The sequence below is a fragment of the Streptomyces sp. RP5T genome (genome assembly GCF_003933965.1).
Classification (GTDB): Bacteria; Actinomycetota; Actinomycetes; order Streptomycetales; family Streptomycetaceae; genus Streptomyces.
Genome location: NZ_RSAJ01000011.1, coordinates 26,003 through 42,951 on the forward strand (window position 1 = coordinate 26,003; position 16,949 = coordinate 42,951).

A 16,949-nucleotide genomic window follows, 5' to 3' on the forward strand; every position below is an offset into this window, starting at 1 on the left:
TCCCCAGCGAAGGCCCACCGGGCCGAGGACCTCCACCGCGTCTCGCACCAGAACGGCAGGCACGCCGCTCTGAGCCTTGTGCCGCTCGACCCTGCTACGGGCGGGCGGGCGGAGACCAGCGTCGAGGCGGCCCCGGGGGCGGCTGACCTTGATAGGTGCGGCCGAGCGCGTGGATCTCATCTTCGAGTCGCCGTACACCGTACGGCGGCTGCACGGCGCGGGTACGCCGCTGCGGATCTCGGCGGCCCGGACGCTCACCTCATTCAGCGGCACGTACTTCAACTCCGAAACGGCCGCCCACGCGTACGTATTCATCTCGTATGAGACCGGTCGCCGCTATCGGGCACCCTGCTGCCGGGTTCCATCGCCACGGTGTCCGGCAGTCGGACCCTCGGCAGTGGCGAACGAAGGTCACGTCGGCCGCCGAACTGACAGCCCCTGACGGCCCGTCACCCGGTCGGGTGACGACATGGCAGGGGTGGAACCCTCCCGGTGCGCCCGGGTGGGCGTGGGCACCCTGCCGACTCCGGCAGACATCGCGGACATCATCGTGATGTCACCAGGGCAGACCACGCTGCTGGAGATCGGCTGCACGCCGATGAGGTCTCCTTGATGGGGACCCGAACATCGTGGTGGCATGGTCACGGCGAACGGAGAATGGCGGCCAGGACCGCATCGCTCGGGTATGCCCGGGGCGAGGACTCGCCAATCTCCGCCATGCACGGCGAAGTGTCGGCTGCCGCAACACGCCCTAGCCCCGCCGGTGTTCCGGATCTCGCCCGAGGCTGTTCCGACGCCCTTGGCCCACGCTCGGAGCGAAGAGGCGAGTCGCGCTCCGCTGGGCGCCGTGGCCGGCAACCAGGGCGCGGACGAAGTCCTCGATCAGGCAGCCGTCCAGCGGGTGCGTCAACTCTGTCCTCCGGGTGACCGGATCTGGTGGGCGGCAACGGCCATGATGGCAACGGAGGTCAGGGCGATGCCGCTACCGACGTAGAGCGGTGCCGCGTAGCCGTAGCCGGCGGTGATGGCGAGACCGCCGAGCCAGGCGCCGAGGGCGTTGCCGACGTTGGAGGCGGAGACGTTGGCGCTGGCGGCGAGGGCGGCGCCGTGGGCGGCGTCGGTGACACGGGTGATCAGGCCGGGGACGCCGGCGAAGCCGCACACGCCCATCAGGAAGACCAGAATCACTGTCGCGGTGGCGCTGGCCGCCAGCAGGCCGAAGGCGAACAGCGTGACGGTGAGGCCGGCCAGGGCCAGCAGCAGGGCGCGGTCCCGGTCGATGTCGGCGGCCTTACCACCGATCATGTTGCCGACGACCAGGCCGACGCCGTAGACCATCAAGAGCCAGGAGACATCCCCGGTGGAGAAGCCGGCGACCTCGGTGAAGGTGTACGCGATGTAGCTGAAGGCGCCGAACATGCCGCCGTAGCTGAGCGCGGTGGCCGCCAGAGTGAGCCAGACCTGCGCGGAGCGAAAGGCGCGGAACTGGGCACGCAGACTGGTGGGCGCCGCCGCGATCCCGTTCGCCCCCATCCCGGTGGACTGCGGCTCACCTGCCCGGGCCGGAACCAGGGTGGCGATTCCGGCCAGGGCGAGGACGCCGATGCCGGTGACGGCCCAGAACGCGGCCCGCCAGCCCCAGCGTTCGCCGACCAGGGCGCCGAAGGGCACGCCGAGTACGTTCGCCACCGTCAGGCCGGCGAACATGATCGCCACCGCGCGGGACTTGCGTTCCGGCGCGACCAGGGCCCGGGCCACCAGCGACCCGATCCCGAAGAACGAGCCGTGACACAGCGCGGCGACGATCCGGCCGAGCAGCATCAGTTGGTAGTCGGGGGCGATGGCGGACAGCAGATTGCCGAGGACGAACAAGGCGACCAGGCCGATGAGGACATTCTTGCGCGGCAACCGAGTCGTCGCGGCAGTGAGGGCGATCGCGCCGACGGCGACGCTCAGGGCGTAGCCGGAGATCAGCCGACCCGCCGCAGCCTCGGACACCGAGAAGCTCGACGCGACCTGCGGCAGCAGCCCGGCGATCAGGAATTCGGTCAGCCCGATCCCGAACCCGCCCAGCGCCAGCGCGATCAGCCCGATCGGCATCCGCTGCTCAACTTCGCGGCTCTGTGCGTCGGTTCCGGCGTCGAGTTCGGAAGTCCCGTCGTTCATTTGCCTGCCATGTCCCTTCGGGTGAGCCACTTCGGCGAGGCTTTCACGTGTCGCCCGTGAGTGGATCAGCTGCGGTGAATGTGGCCGAGATCCCTTAAGTGGGTGCCAGACCCGCAGGAGGGGATCAGAATCCGGAGGACGAAGGTCAAGGACCAGGTCACCAAGAGCACGGCCGCTGCCCAGGTGTGTGAGCACCCGTCCGTCCCGGGCGAGAGCCGGGTGGGCCAGAGGGCCCACGACTGGGCCAGGGAAGGGCCAGTCGACGCATAACATCCAGGACCCGGGCGGTCTGGCCATCACGACCACGACGGAGCAGGACGCGCAGGGCCGCACCATCATGCAGCTCCTGCCCGGCGCCACCGGCAGCGAGGCGGGGACGCGCGTGAGGACGTATTGGTGCCTCTGGGATACACCGAGTCGCTCAGAAGCCGTCTCTCAACCGGACATGATCGCTTGATTTCCGCTGGTCGGGCATGTTATGGCGCGGAATGAGGGAGGCATCCGGCGTCTTGTTCCGGCTCCGTGATCGAGGGGTGCGCCATGGCGTCGGTGCTGGGCATACCAAGCCGGTCTCGCGGCGGTGTGCATCTCCCGGTGAGGGGCGTGGTCTGCCGGCCCGCGACGAGTAGGCTGATCGTTCGTCATCGGACTGGGAGGCCGGCGTGGACTATGGCGACAAGCTCTTCTGGCTCTCGGTTGTGATCCAACGCAAGTACGCGCAGATCTGCGCCGAGTTCGACCTGACCCCCTCGCAGGCCACGCTGCTCTGCGCAGTCAGGAACGAGCCGCGGCAGATGGCTGACCTCGCCGCGGCGTTGGGTATGACGAAGAACGCATTGAGCCAGCTGGTCGATCGCACCGCGCGGCGCGAGTTGGTCGGCCGGACAAGCTCGGCGCAGGACCGACGGGTCGTCATGCTCAGCGCGACGTCCACGGGGAAGGTGCTCGGCGAGGCCGTTTACGCCGAGGTCGTCCGGCGTCTGCCCGAGATCGCGAGCAACCTCGGCGCAGACGACCAGCGCGATTTCGAGCGTGTGGCCACCGCCATCGTGGACACCTCGGACCTCTCTTCGCCCACCTCGAACCAACCCATCACACCGTGAGGCCTCGCTGCACCCGCACCTTGACGTAGTTCATGCCGTGAACTAATTTCGTTCACGTCATGAACTAGTGAAGGGTGGCAGCGATGAGCACACAGACGACCGGCACGATCGCAGTCTTAGGCGCGACGGGGCAACAGGGCGGGGCAGTGGTCGACGCGCTGCTGGACCACAAGGCGCGGGTGCGGGCCTTGGTCCGCAACCCGCAGTCCGACCGGGCTCAGGCGCTGGCCGCCCGCGGCGTCGAGCTGGCGGCCATCCGGACCGACGACCCGGCGTCGCTGGCCGTCGCGCTGGCGACGGTCGAGGGGTTCTACTTCATGACCCCGGAGGCGAACAGCCTCCAAGAGGTCGAGGCGGAGATCCGCATCGGCACCGCGCTCGTCGACGCGGCCGTCGAGGCGGGCGTCCCGCACGTCGTGTTCAACTCGGTCTTCGGAGCGGACCGGGAGTCGGGTGTGCCGCACCACGACTCGAAGCATTGGATCGAGGAGCACCTGAGGAAGTCCGGCCTGAGGGCCACGATGGTTCGCCCGGCCGCCTTCATGGAGAACTTCGCGAGCGTCATGGCACCGAGCCTGGAACATGGGGAGATCGTGCTGAGGCTGCCGCTGCCGGAGGACGTCGCCCTGAAGATGATTTCGGTCAGGGACATCGGCCGGGTCGCCGCCGCGCTCCTGCTCGACACCGCAAAGGCGCCCGGAGGAGCCGTCGAGCTCGTCGGCGACGAGCTGACAGGCCCTCAGATCGCCGCGGCGTTCGGCGCGCGCGCCGGGCTCCCGGCACGGTACGAGGCGCTCCCGTTGAGCGTGCTTCCCAACGACCTCGACAGGGCGATGTTCCGCGAGTTCGCGGAAGGGGCGGAACACCCTGCGGACCTCGCGGTGGTGCGCTCGGCGGTGGTGCGCTCGATCGAGCCGGCCACCCTGGACCTGGTCGAGTGGATCCGAGCCACCGGATGGACCGCGCCCACGGACGTGGCTGGTTCCTGAGCCTCCGGCCGCGATGAACGCCCCGCGATCGTGCCCAATGTGTCGCGCGTCGTTCCAGGCGCCGGGATACTTCCTCGGTGACTCTCACCGCACTGCCCCAGCCGTCCCAACTGCTGCGGCCGCGGGCCCTCGTGCCCGGAGACCTTGTCGTCGTCGCGGCAATGTCCGGGCCGCTCGATGCCAGATACGCGCCCGATCTCGAGCGGGCCGTGACCGAGATCGAGCGGATGGGATTCCGGGTGCGTCTCGCGCCGCTCCTCGAAGCCGGACGGCACCGCTGGTGGAGCGCGGCGCGGCCGGACGAGATCGCCAAGGAGTTCAACGGTCTGCTGTGTGACCCCGAGGTGCGCGCGATCGTCGCGCACGACGGTGGCCAGACGGTATTCGGATACCTCGACCTGATCGACTTCGACGCGATCAGGGCCGACCCCAAACCGATCCTCGGCTACAGCGACATCTCCCTGCTGCACCTGGTGCTCTACGCGCGCACGGGCCTGGTCGGATTCCATGCCGACGTGGCCACGCCCGGTCTCGGCGGGCACTGGCAGAGAGCGTCCGCGGCCCGCCGGACGGAGCTGGCGAAGCTGTACGCGACGCTGCTGACCGACACGGAGCCGATCGGTGCGCTGCCTGCCGGTCCGTCGTGGGAATGCTGGCGTGCCGGGCGGGCCGAAGGTCCGCTGATCGGCGGGCTCATCAACCGCATCGTGCTGGCGCAGGCGACGCCTTTCGCACTGCCGCTCGAACGCTTCGACGGCGCGGTGCTGTTCTGGGAGGAGGCGGGCGGCCAGGCATCGCACGTGTGGAGCTACCTGCAGATACTGAGGCACAGTGGCATCCTCGATCGGATCGCCGGCATGGTGGTGGGCGTTCCGGACGGGATCGACGGGCTCGACGCACCCGACGGCTCCCCGACCCTGGCCGAGATCGTCCTCGACGTCCTCGGTGACCGCGACATCCCGGTCCTGGGCAATGTCGAGGTCGGGCACGCAGGCCCGAATCTGCCGATGCCGGTCGGCGTCCGCGTCGCCCTCGACGCGGAGGAGCGGACGTTGTCGCTGCTCGAACCGGTAGTACGTGCTATTGGCGACGGGACCGGCCGATTGAGCAACGCGGATCGGTGAGGATCTTGCATCCTCAGGTCGAGGCGGTCAGCTCCAAGGTGAAGGCGGCCTTGACCAGGTCGGTGATGCGGGTGGTGCTGCACCGGAGTTTGCGCAAGAGCCGCCATGTCTTGAGGGTCGCCACGGCTTGCTCGCCGAGCGCGCGGATCTTCGCGTGAGCGCGATTGACAGCCTTCTGGCCTGCGGAGAGCTTGTCCCAGCGGCGGCGGCAAGGAACTCGAACAACTTGGACGGCGCCTTGGTATGCCTTGTCCGCCCAGCAGGTGACGCCGGTCGTGTCGAGCGCGTCCAGTGGGCCGTGGGCGTAGGCACCCCTGATGTCGTGGACCGCACCGGGCAGGGCCGGTGAGACCGTGCCACCGAGGGAGTGCAGGTTCACGCGGCACGCCGCCCGGTGGGCTCACGCCCCGGGGGTGGAAGGGGCAGTTGCCCGGCGCGCCGGCGCCTGTTTCGTCGTGCGGCGGCTCCCGCAGCGGCGCGCCGGGCGCCGCCGGTTCCCTTCAGCGCCCCGCCAGGGAGCTGCCCAGTGAGTCGTGGCACCGGCCCGGCCGGCCGTGATGCAGCTGTGTCAGAACAGGGGGAGCCGGTCCACCAGGAGCTTCACCCTGGGGCCGGTTTCCCGTGGCGGCAGCCGGCCCGCCCGGGTCAGGGTGGCCAGCCCGTGCAGGCACGCCCAGAACGTCTCGGTGAACAGCCCCGTGTCGACGCCGTCCCCGGCGACCTCGCCGAGGCACTCCAGCAGCGCGGCGAAGGCGTCCTTGAGCGGAGCTGGGGTGTCTTCCTGCGCGTAGGCCAGGCCGCCGTCGAGCTGAAAGATCGCGTCGTAGACGGCCGGGTTGTGCTCGGCGAAGTCGAGGTAGGCGTGCGCGAGGGCGGCGACCCGCTCGCGCGGGCCGTCCACGGCGGCGGTCGCGGCCCGCACCGCCACGGCCAGTTCTGTGGCGCCTTCAAGGGCGACGGCGCCGATGATCTCGCGCTTGCCGCGGAAGTGGCTGTAGAGGACGGGCTGGCTGTATTCGATGCGTTCGGCGAGCCGACGGGTGGTCACGGCGTCCCAGCCCTGCTGCTCGGCGAGTTCACGGGCCGTCGCCACGATCAGGCGTTCGCGCTCAGCCCGTTCCCGTTGCTTGCGTTCCTGTACCGACATGACTCGATTCTAGCACTGCTAGACAAGAGAGCGGCAGTAGCACTAGCGTTGACCCGACAGCTAGCAGCACTAGATTCCTGAGGGGTCGTCATGCTCAACGCGCTCGAGGTCGTCACCACCGTGGTTGTAGGCGTGATGGTGGGGGTGGAGTTCACCGTCGCCTTCGTCATGAACCGGATACTCGACGCCCTCCCGGAGGACAGCGGCCAGCTCGGCCACGCCCACGGGGGCCGGATGCTCGGCGCCGTGATGCCGGTCTGGTACATCGGCTCGCTCGTCCTCATCGGCATCTGGGCCGCCGCCGGGTGGCACCACCAGGGCACCGGCCTCGTCGTCGCCGCCGGCGCGCTCTTGATCCTCAGCGTGGTGATGTCGGTTCTGCTGCTCGTTCCGATCAACAACCGGAACAAGACATGGACCCCCGACAACCGGCCCGTCGACTGGAAGCAGCAGCTGAACCGCTGGCAGCGATTCCACTACGTCCGCGTCGCCGTGATCATCGCCGCCTTCGCGCTGCTGGTCGCCGCCCTCGCCTGAGCCCGTGGGCCCACGGGCTCAGGCGAGGGCGGCGACCGGACGGCTGTGCATCTCGCTCACCAAGCCCTGTCAAGCTCCCGAAGACGCGCAAGGAGACGAACCATGGCACTGAAGAAGACCAACACCGCCCTGACCGCCGCGTTCATCCTCTTCATCCTCTGGTTCGGGACCGAGTTCATCCTCAGCCCGCAGACGGCGGCGTCGGGCTTCGGTCTGCCTCACCCGCCCTCCGGCGACGGTGGCGGCTTCCTGGTCATCAAGGGAATCCGCGACGTCGTCCTGGCCCTGGTGCTGGCCGTCCTGCTCGTGACGGGTCACCGCCGGGCGCTGGGCTGGGTGCTGCTGGTCGAGGCCCTCGCCGCGTACGGCGACATGGCGACCGTGCTGTCCCACCACGGCTCCGTGGCCACCGCGTTCGGTGTTCACGGCCTGACCGCGACCCTGATGGTGGTCAACGGCCTGCTGATGATGCGCGAGACCGCAGGCGTCGCGCCCGCTTCGACGACAGCCGCCGCGCAGCCCGTCTGATGTAACAGCTCGCCTGATCCGATCGGCTCGGCATGGCCCGCCCTCCGGCCGGGTCATGCCAGCTTGTGCAGGCCGGCCACGGGACACCGCCCAGGCGGCGGACCCGGCCCTGAGCCCTGCACCGCAGCCAAAGTCTGTGGCGCCGTGGCAGCGGGTCGGCATCATCCCTCGCGTGATCATGATGCAACCGCTGCGGCCAGTTCGTTCAGGCGACGAGCTGCCTCCAGGGGAGGTCGGTATGGCGGTCATGCGGATCGCTTACGGCAACGCCTTCGAGCCGTAGGTGGAGCACCGGAGCCCGACATGGTCGCCCCCCGGCAGGTTTCGGATGACCTGCGACGCCGGGACCGCCTCCGTCGAGCCGGGGGCCTGCAACGGCCGGCAGACCGGGCAGGACTGGCTGGACCCGGTTGACTCCCCACGCCCACTCCCACGCCCACACCCACGCACCGGACGCCGGCCCGACGATGGAACCGGCACTGCGGCAGCGCCCGCACAGGCCGCACCTGGTACCGCGGACCGGGTCCGAGCACTGGACCTGAAGTCCGCGCGATGACCGGATTCCAGCCCCACCAAGGGCGCGTACACGACGCGCGCCTCCCCTCCTCCACCGCCGACACAGCGCGCTGCGGACCTGCCTCAACCTCTTCGCGCCGTACGGCGAGCGGGCCACGTACCACGACCTCACGCTCAGCGCCGGGATCGCCCGGAGGCCGGAGGCGGATCCGGACGCGCTGCTGCGGGCGATGGAGGAACTGCAGGAGGCACGGGCCCTGCGGTGCGCAAGGGCGGAGGAGTACGTCGTGCGGCGCCGGGCGGACAAGCGGGCGGCAGGGACCTGTCCTTGACCGAACGCGGCTGGGGCCGTGTGCAGAACATCGCCAGCGACTCGGCGGTTGTCATCCCCGCCGAGATGATCCACTACGGCATGTCCAAGACCGCCCTGCTCGCGGTGAGCCGGGGCTTCGCCAAGCAGGCGGCCGGTACCGGCGTCACGGTGAACTCGGTCATCGCCGGCCCGACCCACACCGGCGGCGTCGAGGACTTCGTCTACCAGCTCGTGGACCGCGACCTGCCCTGGGACGAGGCCCAGCGCGCCTTCATGCGGCAGCACCGTCCGCAGTCCCTCCTCCAGCGGCTGATCGAGCCGGAGGAGATCGCCGCCATGGTCGTCTACCTCGCGTCCGACCAGGGGTCGGCGACCACGGGCGGTGCCCTGCGGGTCGACGGCGGCTACATCGACTCGATCCTGCCCTGAGCCGGAGATCGCCCCTCAGGCGCCATCCACCAGGATCACCTCCAGGGTGCGCGGACCGTGCACTCCCTCGACCCGGTCCAGTTCGATGTCGCTGGCCGCAGAGGGCCCGGAGATCCAGGTCAACGGGCGCGGCCGCAGCCAGGCGTTCCAGTCCCTGCGGTACGGAGGCGGAGGGGCTGCACAGCCGTACTGCACAGGTCCGCGGTGGCGCCGCCGTACTGGTTGTTGAGGACCCAGTGGTACCCGAACCGGTTGCTCAGGGATACACCGTCGAACGGCCACGGTATGGTCAGCGGCGAAAACAGGCCAAGGTCGGACGTGCAGGCGACATGCGGGGATACGTCGATATCCGTTGCACCACCGGTGATGCGTGAAGAAGTCACGTGGAGGTGCAACTGGCGGCGGCCGAAAGTCGTCCTCTGCGACGAGCCGTCGAGGCACACCGACAACTGGGACAACAGGGGGGACGCATCATGAACGTGACGCCGAGGAAGAGCCGGCGCAGACCGGGCGTTGTGCGGGCGACCGTACTGGGAGCCTGCGTGGCGGGGGCGTTGATCCTCGCCGGATGCAGCGGCGGCGGCAACGGTAACGGCAAGAGTGCCGGCGGCGCGACGGGCTCGGGTGCCGACGCGAGCGCGACGAAGGCGGGGGGCACCGGCGGCGAGGTGACGGGCACCGGTGCGGCAGGCAAGAAGCCGAGCGCCACGGCGTCCGCGGGCTCGAGCAGCGTTGGCAAGGCCTCCGGAGCAGTTCCGGTCGCGTCCAAGTCCCCCCTTTCGCCGGCGTCGAGTGCGGTGGGCGCGGTCGACGACGGCTGTGACCACAAGATGCCGATCTCCCCTGACGAGGTCGCGGTCTACCGCTACACCCCCGAAGGGGGATCCCTCAGTCTGATCGTCAAGCACGGCAACTGGGGCTGCGGAACGCCCGACTCCGACGGCGCGCCCTTCGAGACCGTCGGCAAGGAGACTTTCATTCCGATGGACCAGGCCGCGTACGTCACGGTGACCAACCCCATCGTGGAGAGCACCGAGAACCAGCCCATCGGCGTGCAGGAGTTCCTCGACTGGCTGGAGGCGCACCCGAACTCGGGGCTCGTCTTCACGTACCACCTGGGTGCCGACGGCGCCATCGACCGCCTCGACGAGGTTTTCACTCCCTGACAGCACGCGCACGACGGCGCTGTCGCCGTCGAACGGCCGGGAGAGACCGTGCGGCGGCGACAGCGTGGCGAGCAGTGGCCCCGACGTCCGGCCGGGGCCGGGTGTCAGGAGGTGTGCGGGCAGTTGCCTCGGGACTCGGCGATCGTGAGGCTGACGGCCGGGAGCGGGCAGAGGAACTGCTCATAGCGGGTGTCGTTGTCGATGAACCGCTTGAGCCAGGAAATGCTGTACTTCGCGATCGTCGTGTTGGACGAGTTCGGCGTGAAGTGGGTCGCGCCCCGCAACTCGATGTAGGCGCGGTCGGTGGAGGAGGGCAGGCTCGTGTAGAACGGCTGGGAGTGCGTCGCCACGGGCGCGATGGTGTCGCCGTCGGCGCCGACGACCAGGGTGGGAGTCGTGATCTCCGGCCAGGTCTTGTCGAGGTTCCAGCCGGTCAACGGGATGGCGGCCTGAAGCGAGGGGCGGGACTTGGCCGCTTCGAGGGTGCCGCCGCCGCCCATGGAGTGGCCCATCACTCCGAGGCGTCCGGCGTCGATGCGGCTGCGGACCGCGCTGCGCTGCACCAGGTAGTCCAGTGCGGCCAGCAACTGCGTCCCGCGGCTGCCCGGTTGGTCGGAGGTGGTCAGCGTGTCGATCGTGAAGACGACGAAGCCCTGGGAGGCGAGCCGCGGGCCGAGCCAGGCGATCGAGGACTGGTAGGCGGTGAACCCCGGTGACACCGCTACCGCGCCGAACGTCCCGTCCGCGGTGCTCGTCGGGTAGTAGATGGTGCCGCCGCCGAACCCGCTCACCGCGAGTCGCGACACGCTGGTCTCGGACACCGCGTAGGGGCCCCTGCTGGCCTCGATACTCGCCGTGGTGGGCGCCGGGCCCCGTTCGTACGGGTTGTCGGCCGCCTGGGCTCCGCCGGTCTGCGAGGTCAGCAAGCCGACGAGTGCGGCGGCCGTCGCGAAGCCGGAGCCGAGGCGCCCGAAGCGGCGGCGCCGGTGGCGGTGGGATGTGCGCGTGGGACAGGAGGGCTGTGGGGTGTCGCTCATCACGGCTCCTTCGAGGATGAGGGTTCCGGCGCCTTCGGGCCTGACGGAGACCGCCGGGGGAGAGGCGGCGTCGGGCCCGTGGACGTGACACGAGTCATCCGGCGTCGAACAACGTAGGAGCTGACCAGAAGTCAGTCATCAGTGGAATCACCAGTCGTGCCCGGGGCGCCCACACGCACCACCTCGCACCGGCCAGGCACGGCCCGTGCCGGCCCTCAGCCCGGTTCCGGCAGGTCCCAGCCCCGGTCGTGGTCGTCGCCGACGTTCGCCAGGAGATGCGCGAGACCGGTGCGCGACCGGACTCCCAGCTGCGCGAAGACGTTGCGCAGGTGGTACTCGACGGTCCGGATGCTGATGGACAGCTCTGCGGCGATCTCCTTGTTCGTCGCTCCGCGCGCCACATCCCGCGCAATGCGCGCCTGCTGCGGCGTGAGTGAGGACAACGGCCCCGCCTCGGCGGTCCCGCTCGCCTCTCCGGCCGCCCGCAGCTCCGCGCCGGCACGCTTGGCCCGCAGCGCCGCGCCACAGTGTTCGAAGCCCATCAGTGCGGCACGCAACTGGTCCCGGGCCTCGGTCGGGCGCCGCCGACGCCGTAGCCACATGCCGAAGGCCAGATGGGTGCGCGCGTGCTCGTACGGCCCTTTGGCCTTCTCGTGGTGGGCGAGCGCGGCACGATAGAGCTCCTCGCCGCGGTCCGCGGGTGCGAGGAGGGCTCGGCACCGCGCCAGCTGCGCCGGGGCCTGGGGGTCGGCGTCGAGATCCGCCCAGACGGCGAACAGGTCGACCATCTCGGGCGCTTCGAGAACCCGGCCGGACAGGACGCAGGCCTCGACGAAGCACGGCACGGCCAGGAACCACAGCCCGAAATGGCCCTGCCGGGCGCCGGGTTGGACCAGCGGGGCCAGCCGGGCGGCCGCCCGCTCGACCTTGCCCGCCCCCAGTTCCGCGCGCGCCTGGGCCCACTCGGCGAGAAACGCGGCCTGGGCCAGTCCGTGCGGCTGAGCGACGGCCATGACCTCCGCGACCTGGTCGCGGACCGTGGCCAGGTCACCCGCGATGGACACCACGAGCGCGCGTAGGGCCGACAGGTCGGCGGCCACGTTGCGCTGCCCGAGTCGGCGCGCGAGCACCAGGCCTTCCTCCGCGTGGGCGCAGGCCTGGGAGTGGCGGCCTTCGCGCAGTTCGGCGCAGGCCAGGTGCGCGATGATGCCCGGAACCGCGGTCTCCGCTCCTGACGAGCGCGCGGACGCCAGGGCGAGGCTCAGAAGCCGACGTGCGAGGGGGAGCCGGCCCAGCAGGAGGGCCACGCTTCCGGCGTCGCAGAGCTCCTCCGTCTCCGCCCGGGGCGTGACCTGGTGCAGCCCGGGCTCGAGAATCGCGGTGGCCCGTTGCAGGTCGCCCTCCGCCACCGCGCTCATCCCGATCCGGTGATCCCTCCACGCGGCCTCGGGGCACTCCCTGGCGCACGGCGTCGACGCGCCCACCGCACCGCACACGCGACAGGGACCTACCGCGAAGACACGCCGGTAGGTGTCATGGTCACCAGCCGACCAGGCCGCCGACGCCGCTGCCAGCAGGGCGCGGCGGGCCGCGAGGGGGTCTGTCTCCCACAGTCCTGCGGCGGCACGGAGCAGCGCCGAGCAGGCGTCCGCCACGGGGCCGTCGCGCAGCTGTTGCCGGCCGTGTGCCAGGGCGCGGCGGGACGCAAGGTCGGACGGGCACGACGCTGTGCCCCCGGTCACCCCGGTCACCCCGGTCGCCCCGGTCGCCCCGGTCGCCCCGGTCACCCCCGTGGCCGTGGGCGGAAGGGCTCGGGCCTGCGGTGCGCCGAGCCCGGCAAGGCCGACGGTACGGGCCGCGAAGGCGCCGGGCGTCTCGTCGTTCACAAAGGTCACCACCCCGGATGCAGCCTGTCCCTGGAGTTGCCGGGAACATCGTTGTTGAAAGAATGTCCAACAACGGCTTGTCCGTCGACCGTCGGCGCAACGTTTCGTGGCGGGCGGCCCCCGCCACACCGGGTATCGGGCCGCAGTGAACTCCTGCTGTGTCACGGGTGCGGGAGCTGCTACCGCAGCTCGCATCACGGCACCGGGTCCTTGAAATGACGCCGGTGCGGTCGGGAAACGGGCCGCAGCCGTGTCCGGAGGTGCCAGCTGCCGCTATCGGCGTGCGCGCCGGATACGTACGGGCCCGCGCGTCTTCGTCTCCACGACGGGCCGGCCGCCCTGCGTGACCTCGACCTCGCCGTCGTCCACCAGGCGCCATGCCGCGCGGCGGGCTGGTTTCATCAGGGCCCGCCAGCCGTCGTCGTCACCCTCGTAGACGGCGCGCGCCGCGTCGGACGGACAGATCGACGCGGTGTCGGCACGGCGCTCCAGCAGGCTCATGATGGCCTTCTCCAGCCGTTGACCGAGCTGCCGGTCCGTCTCTTCCATGCGATCCAGTGTGCCGGAGGGCCTGTGCGACGGCAGGACGAGTCGCCGTTGTCACGGTGGCGGCCCGGCTTGACCGGGGCGCTTCCGGATCCGCTCCGCGCGATCTCCTGGAGGCTGAGCGCACATTCGTACGCCCGCGGTCCCGTCGGGTCTGCGCCCGCGCGTGGGCGGCTCTCCGGCCGGTCGTTGCCCGCCCGGCGCGAGGCCCAGGCTCTTCGTGCCGGTGGGCCGTCGGCCGTCGCGCCGTCGTCACGGCTTTGCTCCGCTCTCTGCGACGCCGTCCGCCCCGCCGGTGCGAATGCCCTGCCGGCCGACGGATTGCGGCCCGTCCGGCCGGCCGGGGCGTGAACGGCAGGGGGCCTCCCCGGAGGGGCGGAGGCCGGCGGCCAGGGTGGTGGCCAGCACTTGCCAGACGTGGGCGGCGAGGTCGACGTGCCCGGACTGCGTGGCCCGTCGTGCGAGCTGCTGGAGCGCGGCGACGCCCTCCTCGACCCGGCCCGCGCGGATCGCCAGCCGGCCGTCGAGGACCGACAGCCGTACCCGGTCACGGTAGGGCAGACGCAGGTCCTCCTCGGACAGCACGCTCCGACTGAGCAGCGCGGCGTCCTCGAACCGGCCCTGGGCGAAAGCGAGATGGGCCTGGAGGGCGCGCAGTTGCTGGAGCTGCGCGGGCGTGCCGGTCAGATTGGTCTCCTGCTGAGCCTCCACCTCGGAGCAGCAGCTCTCCGCGCCGTAGCGCTTGGCGGTGCGGACGGCCTCCCGGACCGACACGGAGCGCACCCGCCGCCGCCGCTGCGGCCCTTGAGATGTCACCGCCCCGGGTGACCGCCGCGGAGGAGTGTAGGGACCGAGATCGCCGCCCACCTGCTGCGCACCCCCGGCACCCGGCTGCTCGTCCTCGGCCGCACCCCCGAAGACGCGGCCCACGCCCTGCCGGGGCTGCGCGAGCGGGGCGAGGTCCGCTACGCCCGCGCCGACGTCACCGACGAACACCAGGTGCGGGCCGCCGTCGAGGCCGCCGCCGGGGCCTGGGGCGTGCCCCTGACGTCCGTGCTGCACCTGGCCGGCACGCTCGTGGAACGCCCTGTGGGGGACCTGGACACCACCACCTGGCGCCGGGCGCTGGAGGCGAAGGTGCGCGGCGCGTGGACACTGCACCGGCTCACCGCCGACCACCCGCACGTCTCCTTCGTCACCTTCTCCTCGGTCAACGGCTTCTTCGGCGGCGCCATGAACGCCGCCTACGCCGCCGCCAACGCCTACCTGGACGCCCTCGCCGAGTACCGCCGCAGCCTCGGCCTGCCCGCGCAGTCGCTGGCCTGGAGCATGTGGCGCGACCGCGGACTGAGCCGCGGCTACGGTCTCACCTCCCTCACCGAGGCCCGGGGCTACCGGCTGCTCGATGCGCCCGCCGCGCTGCGCTCGTTCGACTTCGCCCGCACCCTGGACGAACCGCACCTGCTGATCGGCGCCGACCGCACCGCCCCCTGGGTGGGCAGCCACGTCGTGGCACCCGTGCGCCGGACCCGGCGCCTGGCCGCCCGCGTCGGCCTGGAGGACGGCACCGACCTGGGAGCCCTGTACCGCGCCGCGGCAGCCGGCGCGCGGGCGGCCGACCTGTCCGACGACGCGTGGACGCTGCGCTCGGCGGGCAGCACCGGCGTCCGCCCGGACCAGCCCGGGACGCAAGAGGACCTGCGGCGCCTGGAGGGCCGGCTGGCCCAGGTGTGGCGCGAGGTCCTGAACCGCGACCGGGTGGGCCTGGACGACAACTTCTTCGACCTGGGCGGCAACTCGCTGCTCCTGGTCACCGCGCAGAGCGCCGTCAACCGCGCCTTCGGCAGCGAGCTGTCCGTGGTCGACCTCTTCGCGCACCCCACCGTCCGGGACCTGGCCCGCCACCTGGCGGCCACCGGTGCGGGCCCGGTGGCCGACGTCGAAGCGGCCTCCCGGCCGGAGAGCGGCGACGACCTGGACCGCGCGAGGGAACAGGCCCGCCGGCAACGCGCGGCCCGCGCCCGCCGCTCCGCCCGCCAGGGCAAGGACCGCGGCCATGTCTGAGCGGACCGACCGCACCACGTACACCACCGAACCGGGAGAGGACGAGGCACAGGCCGTGCACGACACCACCGCACCCCACGACGACGACCTGCCCGCCGTCGCCGTCATCGGCATGGCGGGCCGCTTCCCCGGCGCCGACGACCTCGACGCCTTCTGGGACAACCTCGCGGCCGGCCGGGAGTCCGTACGGCCCGTCACCGACGAGGAGTTCCTCGCCGCCGGCGGCGACCCGCGAGACCTCGACGACCCGGCCCTGATCCGCATGGCGTCGGTGGTCGAGGGCATCGACCGCTTCGACTCCGGCTTCTTCGGCTACAGCCCCGCCGAGGCCGCCGTCGTCGACCCCCAGCAGCGGCTGCTTCTGGAGACGGCCTACCACGCTCTGGAGGACGCCGGCTGCCTCGGCGGCGACCGTGCGGGGGAGGCGTTCGGCGTGTACGCGGGAGCCGGCGACAGCCGCTACTACCCCGCCCACGTCCACCCCCGCCACGCCGGACAGCCCGGCTCGGTGGCGCTCGTCCACGCCGCCACCGCCAACTCCCTCGGCACGCTCGCCACCCGCGTCTCCTACGAACTGGGCCTCACCGGGCCCAGCGTGTCCCTGCAGACCGCCTGCTCCACCGCGCTGGTCGCCGTGCACACCGCCTGCCAGGACCTGCTCGACCACCGCTGCGACACCGCGCTCGCCGCCGCCGTCTCCCTCAACCCCTCCGCGGCACTGGGCTACCGCCACGTACCCGACGGGCCCTTCTCGCCCGACGGGCACTGCCGCGCCTTCGCCGCGGACGCCGCCGGCACCTCCTCCGGCGACGGCGTGGGCGCCGTCGTGCTCAAGCGGCTCGAGGACGCCCTCGCCGACGGCGACCGCATCCGCGCCGTCATCCGCGGCAGCGCCGTCAACAACGACGGCCGGCGCAAGGTCGGCTTCAGCGCGCCCAGTGCCGCCGGACAGACCGAGGTCATCCTCGCCGCGCAGGCCCAGGCCGAGGTCGACGCCGCCACCATCGGCCTGATCGAGGCGCACGGCACCGCCACCAAACTCGGCGACCCCATCGAGGTGTCCGCCCTGACGGAAGCCTTCCGGCACAGCACGGAGCGCACCGGGTTCTGCGCGCTCGGCTCGGTCAAGACCAACATCGGCCACCTCGGAGCCGCCGCCGGCATCGCCGGACTCATCAAGGCGGTCCTGGCCCTGGAGCACCGGCAGATCCCGCCGAGCCTGCACTTCGACCGGCCCAACCCGCTCATCGACTTCGGTACGAGCCCCTTCCGCGTGCCGACCGCGCTGGAGGAGTGGCCCGAGAGCCACCACCCCCGCCGGGCGGCCGTCAGCGCCTTCGGCATCGGCGGCACCAACGCCCACGTCATCATCGAGCAGGCCCCCGAGCGCACGGATCC

General features: G+C 71.4%; 14 protein-coding genes and 3 pseudogenes. 10 read left to right on the forward strand and 7 right to left on the reverse strand.

Annotation, left to right across the window (positions count from 1 at the left end; translation table 11 throughout):
• Window positions 1-469: 469 nt before the first annotated feature.
• Entirely contained in the window at window positions 470-613 is a 144-nt protein-coding gene (locus EHS43_RS46190) for a hypothetical protein (protein WP_185806086.1), read from the forward strand.
• A gap of 293 nt (window positions 614-906) precedes the next feature.
• On the opposite strand, the gene EHS43_RS02380 is transcribed toward EHS43_RS46190, so the two are convergent.
• Entirely contained in the window at window positions 907-2,100 is a 1,194-nt protein-coding gene (locus EHS43_RS02380; protein ID WP_125188887.1) for an MFS transporter, read from the reverse strand.
• A gap of 728 nt (window positions 2,101-2,828) precedes the next feature.
• Between EHS43_RS02380 and EHS43_RS02385 the strand changes: the two genes are divergently transcribed.
• The 3 genes from EHS43_RS02385 to EHS43_RS02395 all read left to right on the forward strand — a co-directional run bounded on the left by EHS43_RS02385 (window position 2,829) and on the right by EHS43_RS02395 (window position 5,382).
• The gene (locus EHS43_RS02385) at window positions 2,829-3,269 is read left to right on the forward strand and encodes a MarR family winged helix-turn-helix transcriptional regulator (RefSeq protein ID WP_125188875.1); all 441 of its coding nucleotides are present in this window, start codon (window positions 2,829-2,831) and stop codon (window positions 3,267-3,269) included.
• A gap of 83 nt (window positions 3,270-3,352) precedes the next feature.
• Window positions 3,353-4,258, forward strand: coding sequence for an NmrA/HSCARG family protein (locus tag EHS43_RS02390; protein WP_125188876.1), 906 nt, complete (start codon window positions 3,353-3,355; stop codon window positions 4,256-4,258).
• 77 nt (window positions 4,259-4,335) lie between these two features.
• Window positions 4,336-5,382: an LD-carboxypeptidase gene (locus tag EHS43_RS02395; RefSeq protein WP_125188877.1), complete on the forward strand. Its 1,047-nt coding sequence runs from the start codon at window positions 4,336-4,338 to the stop codon at window positions 5,380-5,382.
• 13 nt (window positions 5,383-5,395) lie between these two features.
• Here EHS43_RS02395 and EHS43_RS02400 read toward each other — a convergent pair.
• Both EHS43_RS02400 and EHS43_RS02405 read right to left on the reverse strand, forming a co-directional pair.
• Window positions 5,396-5,731, reverse strand: a pseudogene (locus EHS43_RS02400) (transposase family protein); the annotation flags it as partial.
• A gap of 219 nt (window positions 5,732-5,950) precedes the next feature.
• On the reverse strand, window positions 5,951-6,529 hold the full coding sequence (locus tag EHS43_RS02405; protein WP_125188878.1) for a TetR/AcrR family transcriptional regulator: 579 nt from the start codon (window positions 6,527-6,529) through the stop codon (window positions 5,951-5,953).
• 90 nt (window positions 6,530-6,619) lie between these two features.
• On the opposite strand from EHS43_RS02405, the gene EHS43_RS02410 reads away from it, so the two are divergent.
• From EHS43_RS02410 to EHS43_RS02425, 3 genes and pseudogenes are all read left to right on the forward strand, one after another.
• Window positions 6,620-7,066, forward strand: coding sequence for a DUF1772 domain-containing protein (locus EHS43_RS02410; RefSeq protein WP_125188879.1), 447 nt, complete (start codon window positions 6,620-6,622; stop codon window positions 7,064-7,066).
• Between the two features lie 102 nt (window positions 7,067-7,168).
• A complete protein-coding gene (locus EHS43_RS02415; RefSeq protein WP_125188880.1) occupies window positions 7,169-7,594 on the forward strand; it encodes a DUF4267 domain-containing protein in 426 nt (141 codons plus the stop codon).
• An 844-nt stretch (window positions 7,595-8,438) separates the two neighbouring features.
• Window positions 8,439-8,852 (forward strand): annotated as a pseudogene (locus EHS43_RS02425) (SDR family NAD(P)-dependent oxidoreductase); the annotation flags it as partial.
• A gap of 15 nt (window positions 8,853-8,867) precedes the next feature.
• On the opposite strand, the pseudogene EHS43_RS02430 reads toward EHS43_RS02425, so the two are convergent.
• A pseudogene (locus tag EHS43_RS02430) lies at window positions 8,868-9,021 on the reverse strand (LUD domain-containing protein); the annotation flags it as partial.
• A gap of 373 nt (window positions 9,022-9,394) precedes the next feature.
• Between EHS43_RS02430 and EHS43_RS02435 the strand changes: the two are divergent.
• Entirely contained in the window at window positions 9,395-10,018 is a 624-nt protein-coding gene (locus EHS43_RS02435) for a hypothetical protein (RefSeq protein ID WP_260470350.1), read from the forward strand.
• 104 nt (window positions 10,019-10,122) lie between these two features.
• Here EHS43_RS02435 and EHS43_RS02440 read toward each other — a convergent pair whose 3' ends face one another.
• The 3 genes from EHS43_RS02440 to EHS43_RS02450 all read right to left on the reverse strand — a co-directional run bounded on the left by EHS43_RS02440 (window position 10,123) and on the right by EHS43_RS02450 (window position 13,490).
• On the reverse strand, window positions 10,123-11,055 hold the full coding sequence (locus EHS43_RS02440; RefSeq protein WP_125188882.1) for a dienelactone hydrolase family protein: 933 nt from the start codon (window positions 11,053-11,055) through the stop codon (window positions 10,123-10,125).
• 215 nt (window positions 11,056-11,270) lie between these two features.
• Window positions 11,271-12,941 carry a LuxR family transcriptional regulator gene (locus tag EHS43_RS02445; RefSeq protein WP_185806087.1) on the reverse strand — a complete coding sequence of 557 codons (1,671 nt, stop codon included), beginning with the start codon at window positions 12,939-12,941 and terminating at the stop codon, window positions 11,271-11,273.
• A 273-nt stretch (window positions 12,942-13,214) separates the two neighbouring features.
• Window positions 13,215-13,490, reverse strand: a complete 276-nt coding sequence (locus EHS43_RS02450; RefSeq protein ID WP_125188884.1) for a DUF3253 domain-containing protein — start codon at window positions 13,488-13,490, stop codon at window positions 13,215-13,217.
• A gap of 888 nt (window positions 13,491-14,378) precedes the next feature.
• Between EHS43_RS02450 and EHS43_RS02455 the strand changes: the two genes are divergently transcribed.
• Together EHS43_RS02455 and EHS43_RS02460 are read left to right on the forward strand one after the other, a co-directional pair.
• Window positions 14,379-15,551: an SDR family NAD(P)-dependent oxidoreductase gene (locus EHS43_RS02455; protein ID WP_260470353.1), complete on the forward strand. Its 1,173-nt coding sequence runs from the start codon at window positions 14,379-14,381 to the stop codon at window positions 15,549-15,551.
• Window positions 15,552-15,663: 112 nt separating this feature from the next.
• Window positions 15,664-16,949, forward strand: a 1,286-nt coding sequence (locus EHS43_RS02460; RefSeq protein WP_312023403.1) for a polyketide synthase, incomplete at its 3' end; no start/stop codon positions are given.

Excerpts from the sequence above, each read along its gene's own strand:
- EHS43_RS46190 (WP_185806086.1), top strand. The coding sequence starts at position 470 with ATGGCAGGGGTGGAACCCTCCCGGTGCGCCCGGGTGGGCGTGGGCACC.
- EHS43_RS02380 (WP_125188887.1), bottom strand. The coding sequence starts at position 2,100 with ATGCCGATCGGGCTGATCGCGCTGGCGCTGGGCGGGTTCGGGATCGGG.
- EHS43_RS02390 (WP_125188876.1), top strand. The coding sequence starts at position 3,353 with ATGAGCACACAGACGACCGGCACGATCGCAGTCTTAGGCGCGACGGGG.
- EHS43_RS02405 (WP_125188878.1), bottom strand. The coding sequence starts at position 6,529 with ATGTCGGTACAGGAACGCAAGCAACGGGAACGGGCTGAGCGCGAACGC.
- EHS43_RS02410 (WP_125188879.1), top strand. The coding sequence starts at position 6,620 with ATGCTCAACGCGCTCGAGGTCGTCACCACCGTGGTTGTAGGCGTGATG.
- EHS43_RS02415 (WP_125188880.1), top strand. The coding sequence starts at position 7,169 with ATGGCACTGAAGAAGACCAACACCGCCCTGACCGCCGCGTTCATCCTC.
- EHS43_RS02440 (WP_125188882.1), bottom strand. The coding sequence starts at position 11,055 with ATGAGCGACACCCCACAGCCCTCCTGTCCCACGCGCACATCCCACCGC.
- EHS43_RS02450 (WP_125188884.1), bottom strand. The coding sequence starts at position 13,490 with ATGGAAGAGACGGACCGGCAGCTCGGTCAACGGCTGGAGAAGGCCATC.